We start from the raw sequence: 13,814 nt of genomic DNA, 5'->3' as shown, positions 1-13,814 counted from the left end.
AAACAAAGTGAACGGCTCGAAATGAGACCCGTCCGCGACTAGTGGTCTGCCCTGTCTGGGTGGACCGACTCAGACAGGAGAATTGTGGCTGGTAAACCACGCGTACACGAGATCGCCGCCGAACTCGGCGTCGACAGCAAGATCGCACTTGCGAAGCTCAAGGAACTCGGCGAGTTCGTGAAGAGCCCGTCCTCGACCATCGAACCGCCCGTTGCGCGCAAGCTGCGCGCGGCGATCGAGGCCGATGGCTCGCTCAAGGGCTCCGCTGACGCCGCTCCCGCGGCGAAGCCCGCGGCTGCGAAGCCTGCAGCTGCGAAGCCCGGTGCCAAGCCGGCACCGACCCCGGGCCCCAAGCCCGGTCCGAAGCCTGCCCCGGAAGCTCCGGCCCCCGCACCCGCTGCGCCGGCTCCCGCCCCTGCCCCTGCCCCTGCGGCAGAGGCTCCCGCCGCATCCGATGCGGCGAAGCCGGCCGAGAGCGGCGCGCCGACTCCCGGTGCTCCGCGTCCGGGTAACAACCCCTTCTCGTCGGCGCAGGGCATGGGCCAGCGTCCGGCCGGTCCGCGTCCGGGTAACAACCCGTTCGCGTCGGCTCAGGGCATGGGCCAGCGTCCGACGCCGGGCAACATCCCGCGTCCGCAGGCTCCGCGTCCCGGCGCACCCCGTCCGGGTGCCCCTCGTCCCGGCTCGCCTCGTCCCGGTGCACCGCGCGGTGGCCAGGGCGGTCGTCCCGGTGCTCCGTTCCAGCAGCGTCCCGGCGGCCCCGGTCGTCCCGGCGGTGCCGGCGGACCCGGCGGTGCCGGCGGTCCTGGAGCACGCCCCGGCGGCGGCGGTTTCGCCGGTCGTCCCGGTGGCGGTGGCGGTCGCGGCCGTGGTCCCGGCGGTGGTACCGCAGGTGCCTTCGGCAAGGGCGGCGGCAAGAGCAAGCAGCGCAAGTCGCGGCGGGCGAAGCGGCAAGAGTTCGAGATGCGGAGTGCTCCGGTCGTCGGTGGCGTCAACGTCACCCGCGGCAACGGAGAGATCATCCGCATGCGCCGCGGTGCATCGATCGCGGACTTCGCCGACAAGATCGAGACGCTGACCGGCTACACGGTCCAGCCCGGAACCCTCGTCACCATCCTCTTCAACCTGGGTGAGATGGCCACGGCCACCGAGTCCCTCGATGAGGCGACGTTCGAGGTCCTGGGTGCTGAGCTCGGCTACAAGATCCAGATGGTCTCGCCCGAGGACGAGGACAAGGAGCTCCTCGAGGGCTTCGGTCTCGACCTGGAGGCCGAGCTGGAGGCCGAGAGCGAAGACGACCTCGAGATCCGTCCGCCGGTGGTCACCGTCATGGGTCACGTCGACCACGGTAAGACGCGACTGCTCGACGCGATCCGTCAGACCAATGTGATCGAGGGTGAAGCCGGTGGCATCACCCAGCACATCGGTGCCTACCAGGTGTGGACCGAGCACGAGGGCATCGAGCGCGCCATCACGTTCATCGACACCCCGGGTCACGAGGCGTTCACCGCCATGCGTGCTCGTGGTGCGCAGGTCACCGACCTCGCGATCCTCGTGGTCGCGGCCGACGACGGCATCATGCCGCAGACGGTCGAGGCGCTGAACCACGCCCAGGCGGCGAACGTGCCGATCGTGGTCGCGGTGAACAAGGTCGACAAGCCCGACGCCAACCCTTCGAAGGTGCGTCAGCAGCTGACCGAGTACGGGCTGGTCGCCGAGGAGTTCGGTGGAGACGTCATGTTCGTCGACGTCTCGGCTCGTGCGGGCACCGGCATCCAGGAACTCCTGGACGCCGTGCTGCTCACCGCCGACGCCGGTCTCGACCTGACCGCCAACCCGAACAAGGCCGCTCGTGGTGTCGCCATCGAGGCGAAGCTCGACAAGGGCCGCGGTTCGGTCGCAACGGTGCTCATCCAGTCCGGAACGCTCCGGATCGGTGATGCGATCGTCGCGGGCACGGCGTACGGCCGTGTGCGTGCGATGGCGGACGAGAACGGCGAGCAGGTCCTCGAGGCCTTCCCGTCGCGTCCGGTGCAGGTGCAGGGTCTGAACTCCGTGCCGCGTGCCGGCGACGTCTTCATCGTCACCGAGGAAGACCGCATGGCCCGCCAGATCGCTGAGAAGCGTGAAGCGGTCGAGCGCAACGCCCAGCTGGCCAAGGCCCGCAAGCGCATCTCGCTCGAGGACTTCACCCGTGCGCTCGAAGAGGGCAAGGTCGAGTCGCTCAACCTCATCATCAAGGGTGACGTCTCCGGTGCCGTCGAGGCACTCGAGGAGTCGCTCCTCAAGATCGAGGTCGACGACTCGGTGCAGCTGCGCATCATCCACCGCGGTGTGGGTGCCATCACCGAGTCCGACGTGAACCTGGCGACGATCGACAACGCGATCATCGTGGGCTTCAACGTCCGTCCCGACACGAAGGCGCGTGAGCGTGCCGCCCGTGAAGGCGTGGACATCCGTTTCTACTCCGTCATCTACAACGCGATCGACGAGATCGAGAGCTCGCTCAAGGGCATGCTCAAGCCGGAGTACGAAGAGGTCCAGTCGGGTGTCGCCGAGATCCGCGAGGTGTTCCGCTCCTCGAAGTTCGGCAACATCGCCGGTGTCATCGTGCGGTCGGGAACGATCACGCGAAACGCCAAGGCTCGCGTCATCCGCGACGGTGTCGTGCTGGCCGATGGTCTCGCCATCGAGTCGCTGCGTCGCTTCAAGGACGATGTCACCGAGGTCCGCACGGACTACGAGGCCGGTATCGGCCTCGGCAAGTACAACGACATCCAGATCGGCGATGAGATCGAGACGACCGAGCTCGTCGAGAAGCCTCGCGGCTGATCACTTCGAAACACCTTCGGGCGTCTCCCTCTCCTGCTCCTTCCGAGCACGGAGACGGGGGACGCCCTGAGGGTTCCTGGACAGGGAGAGAACAATGGCAGGCGAAAGACAGGCCCGTCTCGCGGATCGGATCCGCGTGATCCTCGCCGAACGGCTGGAGAAGGGGCTGCGAGACCCGCGCCTCGGCTTCGTCACCATCACGGATGTCCGCGTGAGCGGCGACCTTCAGCATGCATCGGTGTTCTACACGGTGCTGGGGACCGAGGAGGAGCGCATCTCCAGTGGTGCGGCGCTCACGTCGGCGACCGGAATGCTGCGTAGCGAGGTCGGACGGCAGCTGAGCACTCGGCTGGTTCCGACGCTCGAGTTCATTCCCGACGCGCTTCCGGAGAACGCCGACCACATCGGGGCGCTGCTCCGTGAGGCGCAGCAGCGTGATGCCGACGTCGCCAAGCTCGCCTCGTCGGCATCCCATGCCGGTGACGCGGACCCCTACCGTACGGACGACGACGCGGAGTGAGCGCCGTTTGATACGCTCGGCTTCGCGGGACCGGCTCCCGCGAAGCTGAGGGGGAACGGCATCGAGGGTACGGGCACGTCTGGGGGGCCGTTCATCGCGCCCGCCGCCGTCGGTCTCCTCCTGGAAGAATTGCTCGCGCAGGATCTCGGCTGTGCTCCACATGTGCTCGCCCGGTTGGCCGGCGATCTGGATGCCGACGCTGCCACGATCCGCGCGGTCGTCGAGCGGTTGACTCCGCACCAACGCCATGGGCTCCGACCGTTGCCGTCGCCGTTGCCCCTGGTCGCGGCGATCTCACGCAGGTTCGAGGGACTGCTGCTCGACGAGCGGGATCGTCAGCTCCTCCTCGCGCTCGCGGTCTGCTTGGACGATTCGTTGGGTCCGCTCCTGGAGTTCGACGGGCGCACGGCGACCGAGATCGCCGCTGCCGCCGTCGGCGATCACGTGACCCTGCACGCCGGCCGCGTGCGTTTCGTCGACGCCCGACTCTCGATCTGGGTGCGGGCGACGACCTGCACTGCCGGGACCGCGCTGGTCCATGAGCGTCTGAGCGCGGTCTTCCTCGATCGTGGTGACCCGATGAGCGCGGACTGGCACCGGGCTCGGGCATCTCTCGAGGGCGACCCGTCGACCGCACGGGAGCTCACCCTCATCGCGCGGCAGCTGAGCGAAGCCGGACATCCGGAGCGTGCACTGATGCTGGCGCGTGAGGCGGCAGAACATGCAGTCGGCGAGGATCAGGACGAGGCGCGGCTCGTGGCCGGGGCGTCGGCGGTCGGTGCCGGGTTCGCGGTGGAGGCCGCCGCCTGGTTGGGGACGCTGTATCCGCACAGCGGTGAACGACACAGGTGGGCGGGGCTCGGGGCTCTGATCGTGGCGCAGACCTTCGTGCAGGGGGCTGTTCCCGGGATCGATCCGACCACCGTGCGGCCGGGATCCGCCGACGAGAGCGATTGGCGTCATTGGACCAGAGCAGCCGCTCTCGCCGCCATCCTCTGCGCCGAGCGAGGAGACCGGCGGGGGATGCGCCTGTGGCTCGATGCCCTCCGGGACGGTGCCGTGCGGATCGGTGCCGAGCAGGAGCTGAGGGATCCGGTCGTCGCGCTGGGGTGGCTCATGGCCGGAGATCGCGATGCCGACATGGTGACGGAGTCGAGCTCGGTGAGCGGGGGGATGCTCCGAACTCTGCGCGCCGCGGTCGAGGGAGACATCGATCTGGGGCTGCGTCTGCTCGTCGTCGATGAATCGACGCCGTCCGGCGGTCCTGATCCTTTCGTGCCGGGCTACGAGCACAGCCCGGTCGTCCATGCGTATCGGTCGGTCGTCGAGGTCCTCCTGCTCGCGTGGCGAGGTGACATCGGTATCGCGCGGGACAGGCTGATCCAGGCGGCGCTCACCCTTCCCATCGCGCTGCCCCTCGCCGGGCTCGGAGTCGTCCTCGCCCGACGCCTCGATCTGGCGGTGCACGGCGAACTCGGCCCGTTCGCCCGGTCGCTCACGCTCACCCTTCCGCCTGGCGCGAAGATGGATCTGCTCGTGGACCGTGGTGTCCGGTCCTTCCTCACCGGCTCCTTCGACGATGCCGCAGCCACGGTCCGGCTCTGGTCCGATCTCGGCGCCCCGCAGACGACGATGACCGTGCCGGGTCTGGACGAGCTGGCCTCGCCTTCTCCCGGTGTCCCGTTGGCGGCCGCGTCTCTCGAGCCTCCGGAGATCGCGCTGGCGTAGCAGCTGCGGACACGCATCGCGACGGCGGCGGACGGGCGATGGCGTGCGGACGGCGACGAGGTCGCGGAGATCGCGCGAACGTTGCGTTCGCCGTTCGAGCGGGCGCGCGTGGAGATGATGCTCGGAAGCCGGCATGCGATCCGCGGCGATCACTCGGCCGCGAGGATCCATCTGCAGTATGCCGAACGACTGTTCGAGCTCTCCGGCGCGACGGCATGGGCGAAGTCGGTGCGCGGGAGGCTGGACCGACTCGAGGCCAGAGAGGGGAGCATCGTCCCGGCGATGGGCCTGCTCTCGGCATGCCGTGCCGCCTGGTCGCTCCGGCTCACCGCCCGGGAGCTGGAAGTGGCGATGCGCGCGGTCCGAGGTGCAGCGAACCGTGAGATCGGCGAGGAGCTGAACGTTTCGGTCCGCACCGTGGAAGTCCACCTCGGCCGGATCTTCACCAAGCTCGACGTGCGGAGCCGCGTCGAGCTGACGGTACTTGCACATCGCACGGATCAACACGTCTGAGTCGTCATCGTCCGTGATCCGCCGTCGCGCGCGGCGCCGTCAGCGGGGCAGGAACAGGGTGGCCCCGTCGGCTTCGGCGAGCCCGTCGGCGATCAGCGAGTCGATCGCTCGGTCGCGCTGTCCGGTGTCGGGCCAATCCGGGAGGACGGCATCGAGCGGGACGGCCTCCGGATCCCGGCTCCGCAGCAGGCGCAGCACCGCGCCGCGTGCTTGCCGATCGGACCCTTCATAGGCGGCCTGGCGTCGGCGTCCGTCTCCCGTGTCCGGCCTGCCCGCTGCCAGCCATGCGCAACTCCCGGCGAGAGGGCAGAGCGGGCACCGGGGTGCCCGTGACGTGCAGACCGTGGCGCCGAGCTCCATCGCCGCCGCGTTGAACACGGCCGCCTCCGCGACATCCTCCGGCAGCAACGATGACATCAGGTCGAGGTCTCGGCGAGATGCCGCTCCCGGCTGCGCCCGGCCCTCGACGGCACGGGCGAGAACGCGCCGAGTGTTCGTATCGACCACGGGGTGCCGGTCGCCATAGGCGAACACGGCCACGGCGCGGGCGGTGTAGTCGCCGATGCCGGAGAGGGCCAGCAGCGCGTCCACGTCACGCGGAACGACTCCGCCATGACGATCCGTGATCTCGACGGCAGCGCGGTGCAGCCAGAGCGCGCGTCGGGGATACCCCAGGTTCGCCCATTGCTGCACGACCTCCGCCGTCGACGCCATCGCCATCGTGGCAGGGGTCGGCCACCGATCCAGCCATGCCTCGAGATGCGGAATGACCCTCGTCACCGGGGTCTGCTGCAGCATGAATTCGCTCACGAGAACGCCCCAGGCGCCGAATTCGTTATGAAACGCAGACCGACGCCACGGCAGGTCGCGCGCTGTGGATCGATACCATGCGGACAGGCGCGATCTCATCTCGGGACGGGCCTGTATATCGGGCATCCATCCAGCCTACGTGAGCTGCGAGACGAGCCCGGGACCGGAGACAGGGGCATCCATGATCAACACACGTACGAGCGCGCTCATCTTCGTGACGGCCTTGGCCGTCACGAGCCTGGTCGGGTGCACGGGAACGTCGGCACCCGCTTCGACGCCCAGCGGCGGATCCACGCCGAGCGGAATGACGTCGACCCCACCGACGCCGACACCGACAGCGGAGCCTCGGATCGAGGATCCGGCTGACCCCGGAACCTGGATCATCCACGAGGCGGGCGTCGGACCGATCGACGTCGGGGGCGACTTCACCTCGACGCTTGCCGGCCTCACCGGCTCCTGGACCAACGACACCGCGAACTGTTCGTGGTCGGCGTGGTGGATGGCAGCCGCCTCCGCCTACGGTATCTCCTTCGTCCGCGGGACGGAGAGCGAGACGGCGCCCATCCGCGAGATCTCCGTCTACTCCGCGGCCGAAACTCCCGCCGTGGTCCCTGGACCGGTGACGGAGGACGGCCTCGGTATCGGAGCGACCAAGGCCGAGGTGCTCGCTGCGTATCCTGACGCGCAGGAGGGGGTGTCGACGATGGGGAGCGACACCTGGCTCATGCTTCCGAGCGCGACCGACGCCCACGTCTTCTTCGCGTTCCGCGAGAACAGCGACACCGCATGGGACGTCACGGTGACGACCGGCGCCGAACCCTCGTACGAGGTCTGCGGCTGACCCCCGGGCCGGTGCACGGCGTCGCTCTCGGTAGGCTGGGGGGATGGTCTCGCCCGGCATCCTTCTCGTCGACAAGCCCGCAGGGCTGACCAGCCACGACGTCGTCGCCCGCACGCGACGAGCGTTCGGCACCCGCAAGGTGGGGCACGCCGGAACGCTCGACCCGATGGCGACCGGTCTGCTGGTCATCGGCATCGAGGGAGCGACCAGGCTCCTGACGTACGTCGTGGGGGCTGACAAGACCTACGCGGCGACGATCCGGCTCGGACAGACGACGGGCACGGACGATGCGGACGGCGAGATCCTCACGACGGCGGCTCCCGAGGCATGGGAGTCCGTCAGCGATGAAGCGGTCTCCGCCGGAATCGCGAGGCTCACGGGCGAGATCTCCCAGGTCCCCAGCGCTGTCTCCGCCATCAAGGTGGACGGTCGCCGCGCGTACGAGCGTGTGCGTGCCGGTGAAGAGGTCGTGCTCGCAGCGCGCGACGTGGTCGTCTCGCGGTTCGATCTGCTCGGCCGTCGCGAGGGCGACGGGTACATCGATCTCGACGTCGTGGTCGACTGTTCATCCGGAACGTACATCCGTTCGCTCGCCCGCGACCTCGGCTCCGCTCTCGGCGTCGGCGGTCACCTCACCGCGCTGCGACGTACTCGTGTCGGGCCGTTCGATGTGACGGATGCCGTCGGCATCGAAGCGCTCGAGGGTGCACCGACCCTGACCCCCGGTGAGGCTGCAGGACGCCTTCTCCCGGTCCTTGCGATGTCGGTCGATGACGCGCGGGACCTCCGCCACGGCAAGCGTCTCGCAGGGCAGGCCGTCCGTCTCGAGAGCCGCCTCGGCGCAGCGATCGACGAGGACGGGGTTCTGATCGGGATCGTCGAGAGGCGCGGCGCAGACCTCAAGAGCGCCATGAACATGCCGGAGGGCGACCGATGATCCTGTGGTTCACGATCGCGCAGATCGTCGTCGCGGTCGCCGCGGGCGTGTTCTGTCTCGTCGCGGGGCTGATCGGCAGGCGACCGAGTGACTTCAGCGTCGGTGCTCTGGCCCTCGTCGAGGCGCTGCTCGTCGTCCAGGTGATCGTCGCCATCATCGCGCCCTTCTCAGGAAACCCGCCGACCGGAGACCTGCTCGAGTACTGGGTCTACCTGGTCTCCGCCGTGCTCCTGCCCGTCGGCGCGGTGCTGTGGGCGCTCATGGAACGCAGCCGCTGGAGCACCGTGATCCTGGGCGTCGCCGCACTCGCGATCGCGATCATGCTCTGGCGGATGCAGGTCATCTGGGCCGTCCAGCTCGCGTGAGGCGAGAGGCTTGCGCGGAGACCGGCCGTCTTCCGCGGCTCTAGGATGGAATGCGCTATGAGCTCCACCGCCCCCTCCTCTCGGATGACCGGAATCGGTCGTGTCCTCGTGATCGTCTACGCCGTCATGGCGCTGGCCGCCACGGGACGCAGCTTCGTGCAGATCGTCCGTCGGTTCGACGAGGCGCCGCTCGCGTACTCGCTCTCCGCACTCGCCGCGCTCGTCTACATCCTGGCCACGCTCGCCCTCGTCCTGGCTCGTCGTCGCGGCTGGTACACCGTCGCCTGGATCGCGATCGTCTTCGAGCTCACCGGCGTGCTCGTCGTCGGGTTGCTGAGCATTCTGCTGCCCGAGCTGTTCCAGCATGAGACCGTGTGGTCGCTGTTCGGGCGGGGCTATCTGTTCATCCCGCTGGTCCTCCCGATCTTCGGCATCTGGTGGCTGCGCACGCATCGCCCCGCCGAAGTCGCGCGCCCTGTCGAGGTCGACGCGTGATCATCTTCCGAAGCCCGGATGAGGTGCCGGACGACTTCGGCCCGAGCGCGGTCGCCATCGGCAAGTTCGATGGGGTCCACGCCGGCCACCGCGCTGTGATCGCGCGCCTCGAGGAGGCGGCTGCTGCCACCGAGAGCCGATCGGTCGCGGTCACGTTCGATCGCAACCCGTTGGCCGTCATCCGCCCGGATCGCTGCCCCGAGAACGTCGTCACGGTCGACCGCAAGCTCGAGCTCCTCGGTGAGCTCGGGCTCGACGCGACGCTGGTGCTCACGTTCGACGAGGAACTCGCGGCCCGCAGCGCGGAGGATTTCGTCGTCGACATCCTCGTGGGAGCCCTCCAGGTGTCGACGGTCCTGGTCGGGCAGGACTTCCGGTTCGGGAACAGGGGAGCGGGGACGCCGGAGCTGCTGCGCGAACTCGGACCCCGCTACGGCTTCTCGGTCGAGGTCGTCGACGACGTCTACCTTCCGGGTTCTTCGCGGCGCGTGTCGTCGAGCTGGATCCGCGAACTGTTGATGGAGGGCGATGTCGCGACAGCCGCGACCGTTCTCGGGCGGTACCCGGATGTGCGCGGCGAGGTCGTGCACGGGCTCAAGCGCGGGCGGGAGCTGGGCTTCCCCACCGCGAATCTCTCGACCATCGTCGATGCCTTCGTTCCGGCGGACGGCGTCTATGCCGGGTGGCTCGTCGACCACGACACCGGCATCCGGCACCCTTCGGCCATCTCGGTCGGGACCAACCCCACGTTCGACGATGTCCTCGTGCGCCAGGTCGAGGCCCACGTGCTGGGCGAGACCGGCCTCGACCTCTACGGGCACGACGTCACGGTCGAGTTCGTCGACAGACTGCGGGGCATGGTGGCCTTCGAGGGCATCGACAAGCTGATGGAGCAGATGGGTGCCGACGTGAACGATGCCGCACGGGCCCTCGGACTGACGTCGTAGCGCGCGACCCGTTCGGCGGTTCGAATGGGCGGCTCGGCGTGGGCGATCGCGTCCACGCGGGCACGATGACATAGAATGGACATCGGCTCCCGCCGAACTTCGCGAATCTCGCGATCCCCGACGGGAAGAAGATCCACTGTTCGTACGGTCCTGGCTCACGCCACACGCGGACAACGAGAACGGCCCATGGCTTCCTGGGGAAGCCGGAGCCTTCACGCTCAGGAGGAGCATGCCGACTACGGCAACCGCCGCCACGCGGCGCAAGAAGACGTCCCGTCGTGACGACGAGGCACCCCTCATCCCGATCCTCGCGCGCAAGGTGCGCGAGATCGAGGCCAAGTCGCAGCGAGGGAAGCTCGGCCCCACGAATCGGGTGAAGTTCCAGGTGATCGCCTTCCTGGTGCGCGAAGAGCGCGCGCGTGTGAAGGCGGATGCCGAGATCGGTGATCCTGCTCGCGCCGAGCTGTTGAAGCGGCTCGACGGCGTCGCCACGATCCTCGCCAAGACGGCTGCGCGCGACACCTCGCTCATCCAGCTGCTGGAGGCCGACCAGGCGACATCGCCGGTGGCGAAGCGCATGCGCCGCGACTGGCTGCTCGAATCCGGCGCCGACCTCGCCCCGGAAGAGCTCATCATCGCCGACGCGGCACCGGTGCAGATCTCCACGATCCCGGCGGCGATCGCCGAGCGACAGGTCACCCCGCCGTCCGTCGAAGCTCGACAACTGGCCAATCCCTTCCTCGCTCCCGACCTGACGCCCCGTTCGAGCGCCACGCCGCGACGCCGCCTCGACGGCTGGGAGCTCATGGGGCCGCTGTACAAGGCCTTCGAGACCGGAGCCGGCGGATCCGCCGCGTCCATGGATCTGCCTCCGGCGCCGGAGTTCGACCACATCTCGCCCAAGGGCCTCGAGGTCATGGTGCACCAGTCCCGGTTCCTCGAAGCCGTGAAGGCGGGGCACCGCAGCTTCCTCCTCGCCGATGAGCCCGGACTCGGCAAGACCGCGCAATCAGTGCTTGCCGCTTCCGTGGCGGGCGCGTACCCGCTGCTCGTCGTCGTCCCCAACGTCGTGAAGATGAACTGGGCGCGCGAGGTCGAGCGCTGGACTCCACAGCGTCGTGCCACGGTGATCCAGGGTGACGGCGACGACATCGATGCGTTCGCCGACGTGTTCATCGTGAACTACGAGATCCTCGATCGGCACATGTCCTGGCTCGCCTCGATCGGGCTGCGCGGCATGGTCGTCGACGAGGCGCACTTCATCAAGAATCTCTCCTCGCAGCGTTCCCAGAACGTGCTGTCGTTGGCCGCCCAGGTGCGCGAGCGCACTCCCGGGCACGACCCCCTGATGCTCGCCCTCACGGGTACGCCGCTGATCAACGACGTGGAGGACTTCGACGCGATCTGGCGCTTCCTCGGCTGGACCACCGGCGAGAAGCCGGGGCCCGAGCTCATGGAGAAGCTCGATGCGACGGGTTTCACCCCTGCAGATAAGGCCTTCTACCCTGAGGCGCGCGATGCGGTCATCTCGATGGGCATCGTGCGTCGCAAGAAGAAGGACGTCGCCGCCGACCTGCCCGACAAGCTGATCGCCGACCTGCCGGTGCAGCTCGACGATGAGTTCGGACGCAGCATCCGACAGGCCGAGCGCGAGCTGGGGGAGCGCCTCGCCGCTCGCTACCGCCGCATCATCGAGGCCCGCGGCGACCGTGGACTCGCACCCGGAGAGATCGACGACGACATCGTGCGGCTGGTCGCCCAGAACGAGCTCGAGGAGTCGAAGGCCGCCGGCACCGGGGGAGACAATGTCTTCACCATGGTCCGGCGCATCGGTCAGGCCAAGGCGCCACTGGCTGCCGACTACGCCGCTCAGCTGCAGCGTTCGGTCGGCAAGGTCGTGTTCTTCGCGAAGCACATCGACGTCATGGACCAGGCCGAGGCGCACTTCGCCGCCGCCGGCATCCGTTCGGTCTCGATCCGTGGGGACCAGACGTCCACGACCCGCCAGCAGGCGATCGACGACTTCAACGGCGACCCCGAGGTCGGCATCGCCGTCTGCTCTCTCACCGCTGCCGGTGTGGGACTCAACCTGCAGGCGGCGTCGAACGTCGTCCTCGCCGAGCTGTCGTGGACGGCAGCCGAGCAGACGCAGGCGATCGACCGCGTGCACCGCATCGGGCAGGACGAGCCGGTGACGGCGTGGCGGATCATCGCCGCGCACACCATCGACACCAAGATCGCCGAGCTGATCGACCAGAAGCAGGGACTCGCGGCACGCGCCCTCGACGGGGAAGCGGTCGAGGAGTCGGCCGGGGAGCCGGTGCAGCTGGCGGCGCTCATGCACCTGCTGCGACAGGCGCTGGGCGGAGCGTAAGCCTCAAGATCGGCTGTTCTTAACGCGGGATCTGGTGCGAAAGCCGGCGTCGGCGGGAAGTTCATCGATATCGGCGAATCGCCTTGTCAAGATCGGCGTTTTTCGTCGAGCCCGAATGGCGCCCGGGCACGCAGGGGCGCTAGTGTCGATCGAAGGCAGCGTCGCCTGTTCCCCCCATCTCCCGAACGTCTGAAGGCACCAGCATGAAGATCGGCATCCTGACGAGCGGCGGCGACTGCCCCGGCCTCAACGCGGTCATCCGCGGCATCGTGCTCAAGGGCACGACCTCATACGACCTGGAGTTCGTCGGCATCCGCGACGGCTGGCGCGGACTCGTCGACGGGGACTTCATGCCGCTGACCCGGCACGAGGTGAAGGGGCTGTCGAAGGTGGGCGGCACGATCCTCGGCACCAGCCGCACGAACCCGTATGAGGGCGAGCGCGGGGGAGCCGAGAACATCGCCAAGACCCTCTACGGGCACAAGATCGACGGCATCATCGCGATCGGCGGTGAAGGCACGCTCGCAGCCGCCGACCGCCTCGCCAAGGACGGCATCAAGGTGATCGGCGTCCCCAAGACGATCGACAACGACCTGCAGGCGACGGACTATTCGTTCGGCTTCGACACCGCCGTGAACATCGCCACGGACGCGATGGATCGCCTCCGCACGACCGGTGACTCCCACCAGCGCTGCATGGTCGCCGAGGTCATGGGTCGGCACGTCGGCTGGATCGCCCTGCACGCCGGAATGGCTGCCGGTGCGCACGTCATCTGCATCCCCGAGGTACCGATGTCGATCGACGACATCACGGAGCTCGTCACCAGCGCCCACGACCGCGGTCGCGCGCCCCTGGTCGTCGTCTCCGAGGGGTTCAAGCTCCTCGGGATGGACGAGGCATACAGCGACAAGGGGCTCGACGCCTTCAATCGACCGCGCCTCGGCGGTATCGGCGACCAGCTCGCCCCCGAGATCGAGCGCATCACCGGCATCGAGACGCGTGCGACGATCCTCGGCCACATCCAGCGCGGTGGATCGCCGTCGGCCTTCGACCGCGTTCTCGCCACGCGCCTGGGGCTGCATGCGGCGGACGCGATCGTGGACGGCGCGTGGGGTCAGATGGTCGCCATGCAGGGCACCGACATCGTGCGGGTGCCGTTCGCCGATGCGCTCGGCGAACTGAACACCGTCCCGCGCTACCGCTACGACGAGGCTGCGGCGCTCTTCGGCTGAGTCCGAGAGCGATCGGATCCATCACGCCGAATCAGGCGACCTCGCGGAATCAGGCGACTTCTCCTCCCGCGTGCCTGATGCGGCGTGTTCGCCTGATCTCGCGTGCTCTATGTCGCGCGTCGAATCGCGCCCGGGTCGCGCGGTGAAACAGCCGCGGGTTCTCAGGTGTGCGTCTTGTGCCGGTGCAGACCCTGGACTGTTCTGACGTGATCGCCTGATG

At 68.5% G+C, this 13,814-nt stretch carries 12 protein-coding genes; 11 read left to right on the top strand and 1 reads right to left on the bottom strand.

Annotated features, from left to right (window positions below; genetic code table 11):
* Positions 1–84 precede the first annotated feature (84 nt).
* From infB to GLO27_RS08115, 4 genes are all read left to right on the top strand, one after another.
* On the top strand, positions 85–2,832 hold the full coding sequence (gene infB / locus GLO27_RS08130) for a translation initiation factor IF-2 (RefSeq protein WP_167254338.1): 2,748 nt from the start codon (positions 85–87) through the stop codon (positions 2,830–2,832).
* A gap of 94 nt (positions 2,833–2,926) precedes the next feature.
* Entirely contained in the window at positions 2,927–3,352 is a 426-nt protein-coding gene (gene rbfA, locus GLO27_RS08125; RefSeq protein WP_021199404.1) for a 30S ribosome-binding factor RbfA, read from the top strand.
* A gap of 129 nt (positions 3,353–3,481) precedes the next feature.
* Positions 3,482–5,080 carry a hypothetical protein gene (locus GLO27_RS08120; RefSeq protein WP_167254337.1) on the top strand — a complete coding sequence of 533 codons (1,599 nt, stop codon included), beginning with the start codon at positions 3,482–3,484 and terminating at the stop codon, positions 5,078–5,080.
* Positions 5,081–5,194: 114 nt separating this feature from the next.
* Positions 5,195–5,593, top strand: a complete 399-nt coding sequence (locus tag GLO27_RS08115; RefSeq protein ID WP_167254766.1) for a helix-turn-helix transcriptional regulator — start codon at positions 5,195–5,197, stop codon at positions 5,591–5,593.
* Positions 5,594–5,632: 39 nt separating this feature from the next.
* Here GLO27_RS08115 and GLO27_RS08110 read toward each other — a convergent pair whose 3' ends face one another.
* On the bottom strand, positions 5,633–6,529 hold the full coding sequence (locus GLO27_RS08110; RefSeq protein WP_167254336.1) for an A/G-specific adenine glycosylase: 897 nt from the start codon (positions 6,527–6,529) through the stop codon (positions 5,633–5,635).
* A 55-nt stretch (positions 6,530–6,584) separates the two neighbouring features.
* Between GLO27_RS08110 and GLO27_RS08105 the strand changes: the two genes are divergently transcribed.
* The 7 genes from GLO27_RS08105 to GLO27_RS08075 all read left to right on the top strand — a co-directional run bounded on the left by GLO27_RS08105 (position 6,585) and on the right by GLO27_RS08075 (position 13,594).
* Complete coding sequence (locus GLO27_RS08105) at positions 6,585–7,244, top strand: hypothetical protein (RefSeq protein ID WP_167254334.1); 660 nt, start codon at positions 6,585–6,587, stop codon at positions 7,242–7,244.
* 43 nt (positions 7,245–7,287) lie between these two features.
* Positions 7,288–8,181, top strand: a complete 894-nt coding sequence (gene truB, locus GLO27_RS08100; RefSeq protein ID WP_021199409.1) for a tRNA pseudouridine(55) synthase TruB — start codon at positions 7,288–7,290, stop codon at positions 8,179–8,181.
* Complete coding sequence (locus GLO27_RS08095; protein WP_021199410.1) at positions 8,178–8,546, top strand: hypothetical protein; 369 nt, start codon at positions 8,178–8,180, stop codon at positions 8,544–8,546. The genes truB and GLO27_RS08095 overlap by 4 nt, the downstream gene beginning before the upstream one ends.
* A gap of 57 nt (positions 8,547–8,603) precedes the next feature.
* A complete protein-coding gene (locus GLO27_RS08090; protein WP_231479831.1) occupies positions 8,604–9,041 on the top strand; it encodes a hypothetical protein in 438 nt (145 codons plus the stop codon).
* Entirely contained in the window at positions 9,038–9,988 is a 951-nt protein-coding gene (locus tag GLO27_RS08085) for a bifunctional riboflavin kinase/FAD synthetase (protein ID WP_021199412.1), read from the top strand. The genes GLO27_RS08090 and GLO27_RS08085 overlap by 4 nt, the downstream gene beginning before the upstream one ends.
* 229 nt (positions 9,989–10,217) lie before the next feature.
* Positions 10,218–12,362, top strand: coding sequence for a DEAD/DEAH box helicase (locus tag GLO27_RS08080; RefSeq protein ID WP_021199413.1), 2,145 nt, complete (start codon positions 10,218–10,220; stop codon positions 12,360–12,362).
* A 203-nt stretch (positions 12,363–12,565) separates the two neighbouring features.
* The gene (locus GLO27_RS08075; RefSeq protein WP_021199414.1) at positions 12,566–13,594 is read left to right on the top strand and encodes a 6-phosphofructokinase; all 1,029 of its coding nucleotides are present in this window, start codon (positions 12,566–12,568) and stop codon (positions 13,592–13,594) included.
* Positions 13,595–13,814: the final 220 nt, after the last annotated feature.

The organism is Microbacterium sp. Be9, assembly GCF_011754135.1.
Taxonomy (GTDB): domain Bacteria; phylum Actinomycetota; class Actinomycetes; order Actinomycetales; family Microbacteriaceae; genus Microbacterium; species Microbacterium maritypicum_A.
The sequence above is the reverse complement of the archived record's forward strand: the minus strand, read 5'-3'. Positions and strand labels throughout refer to the sequence as shown.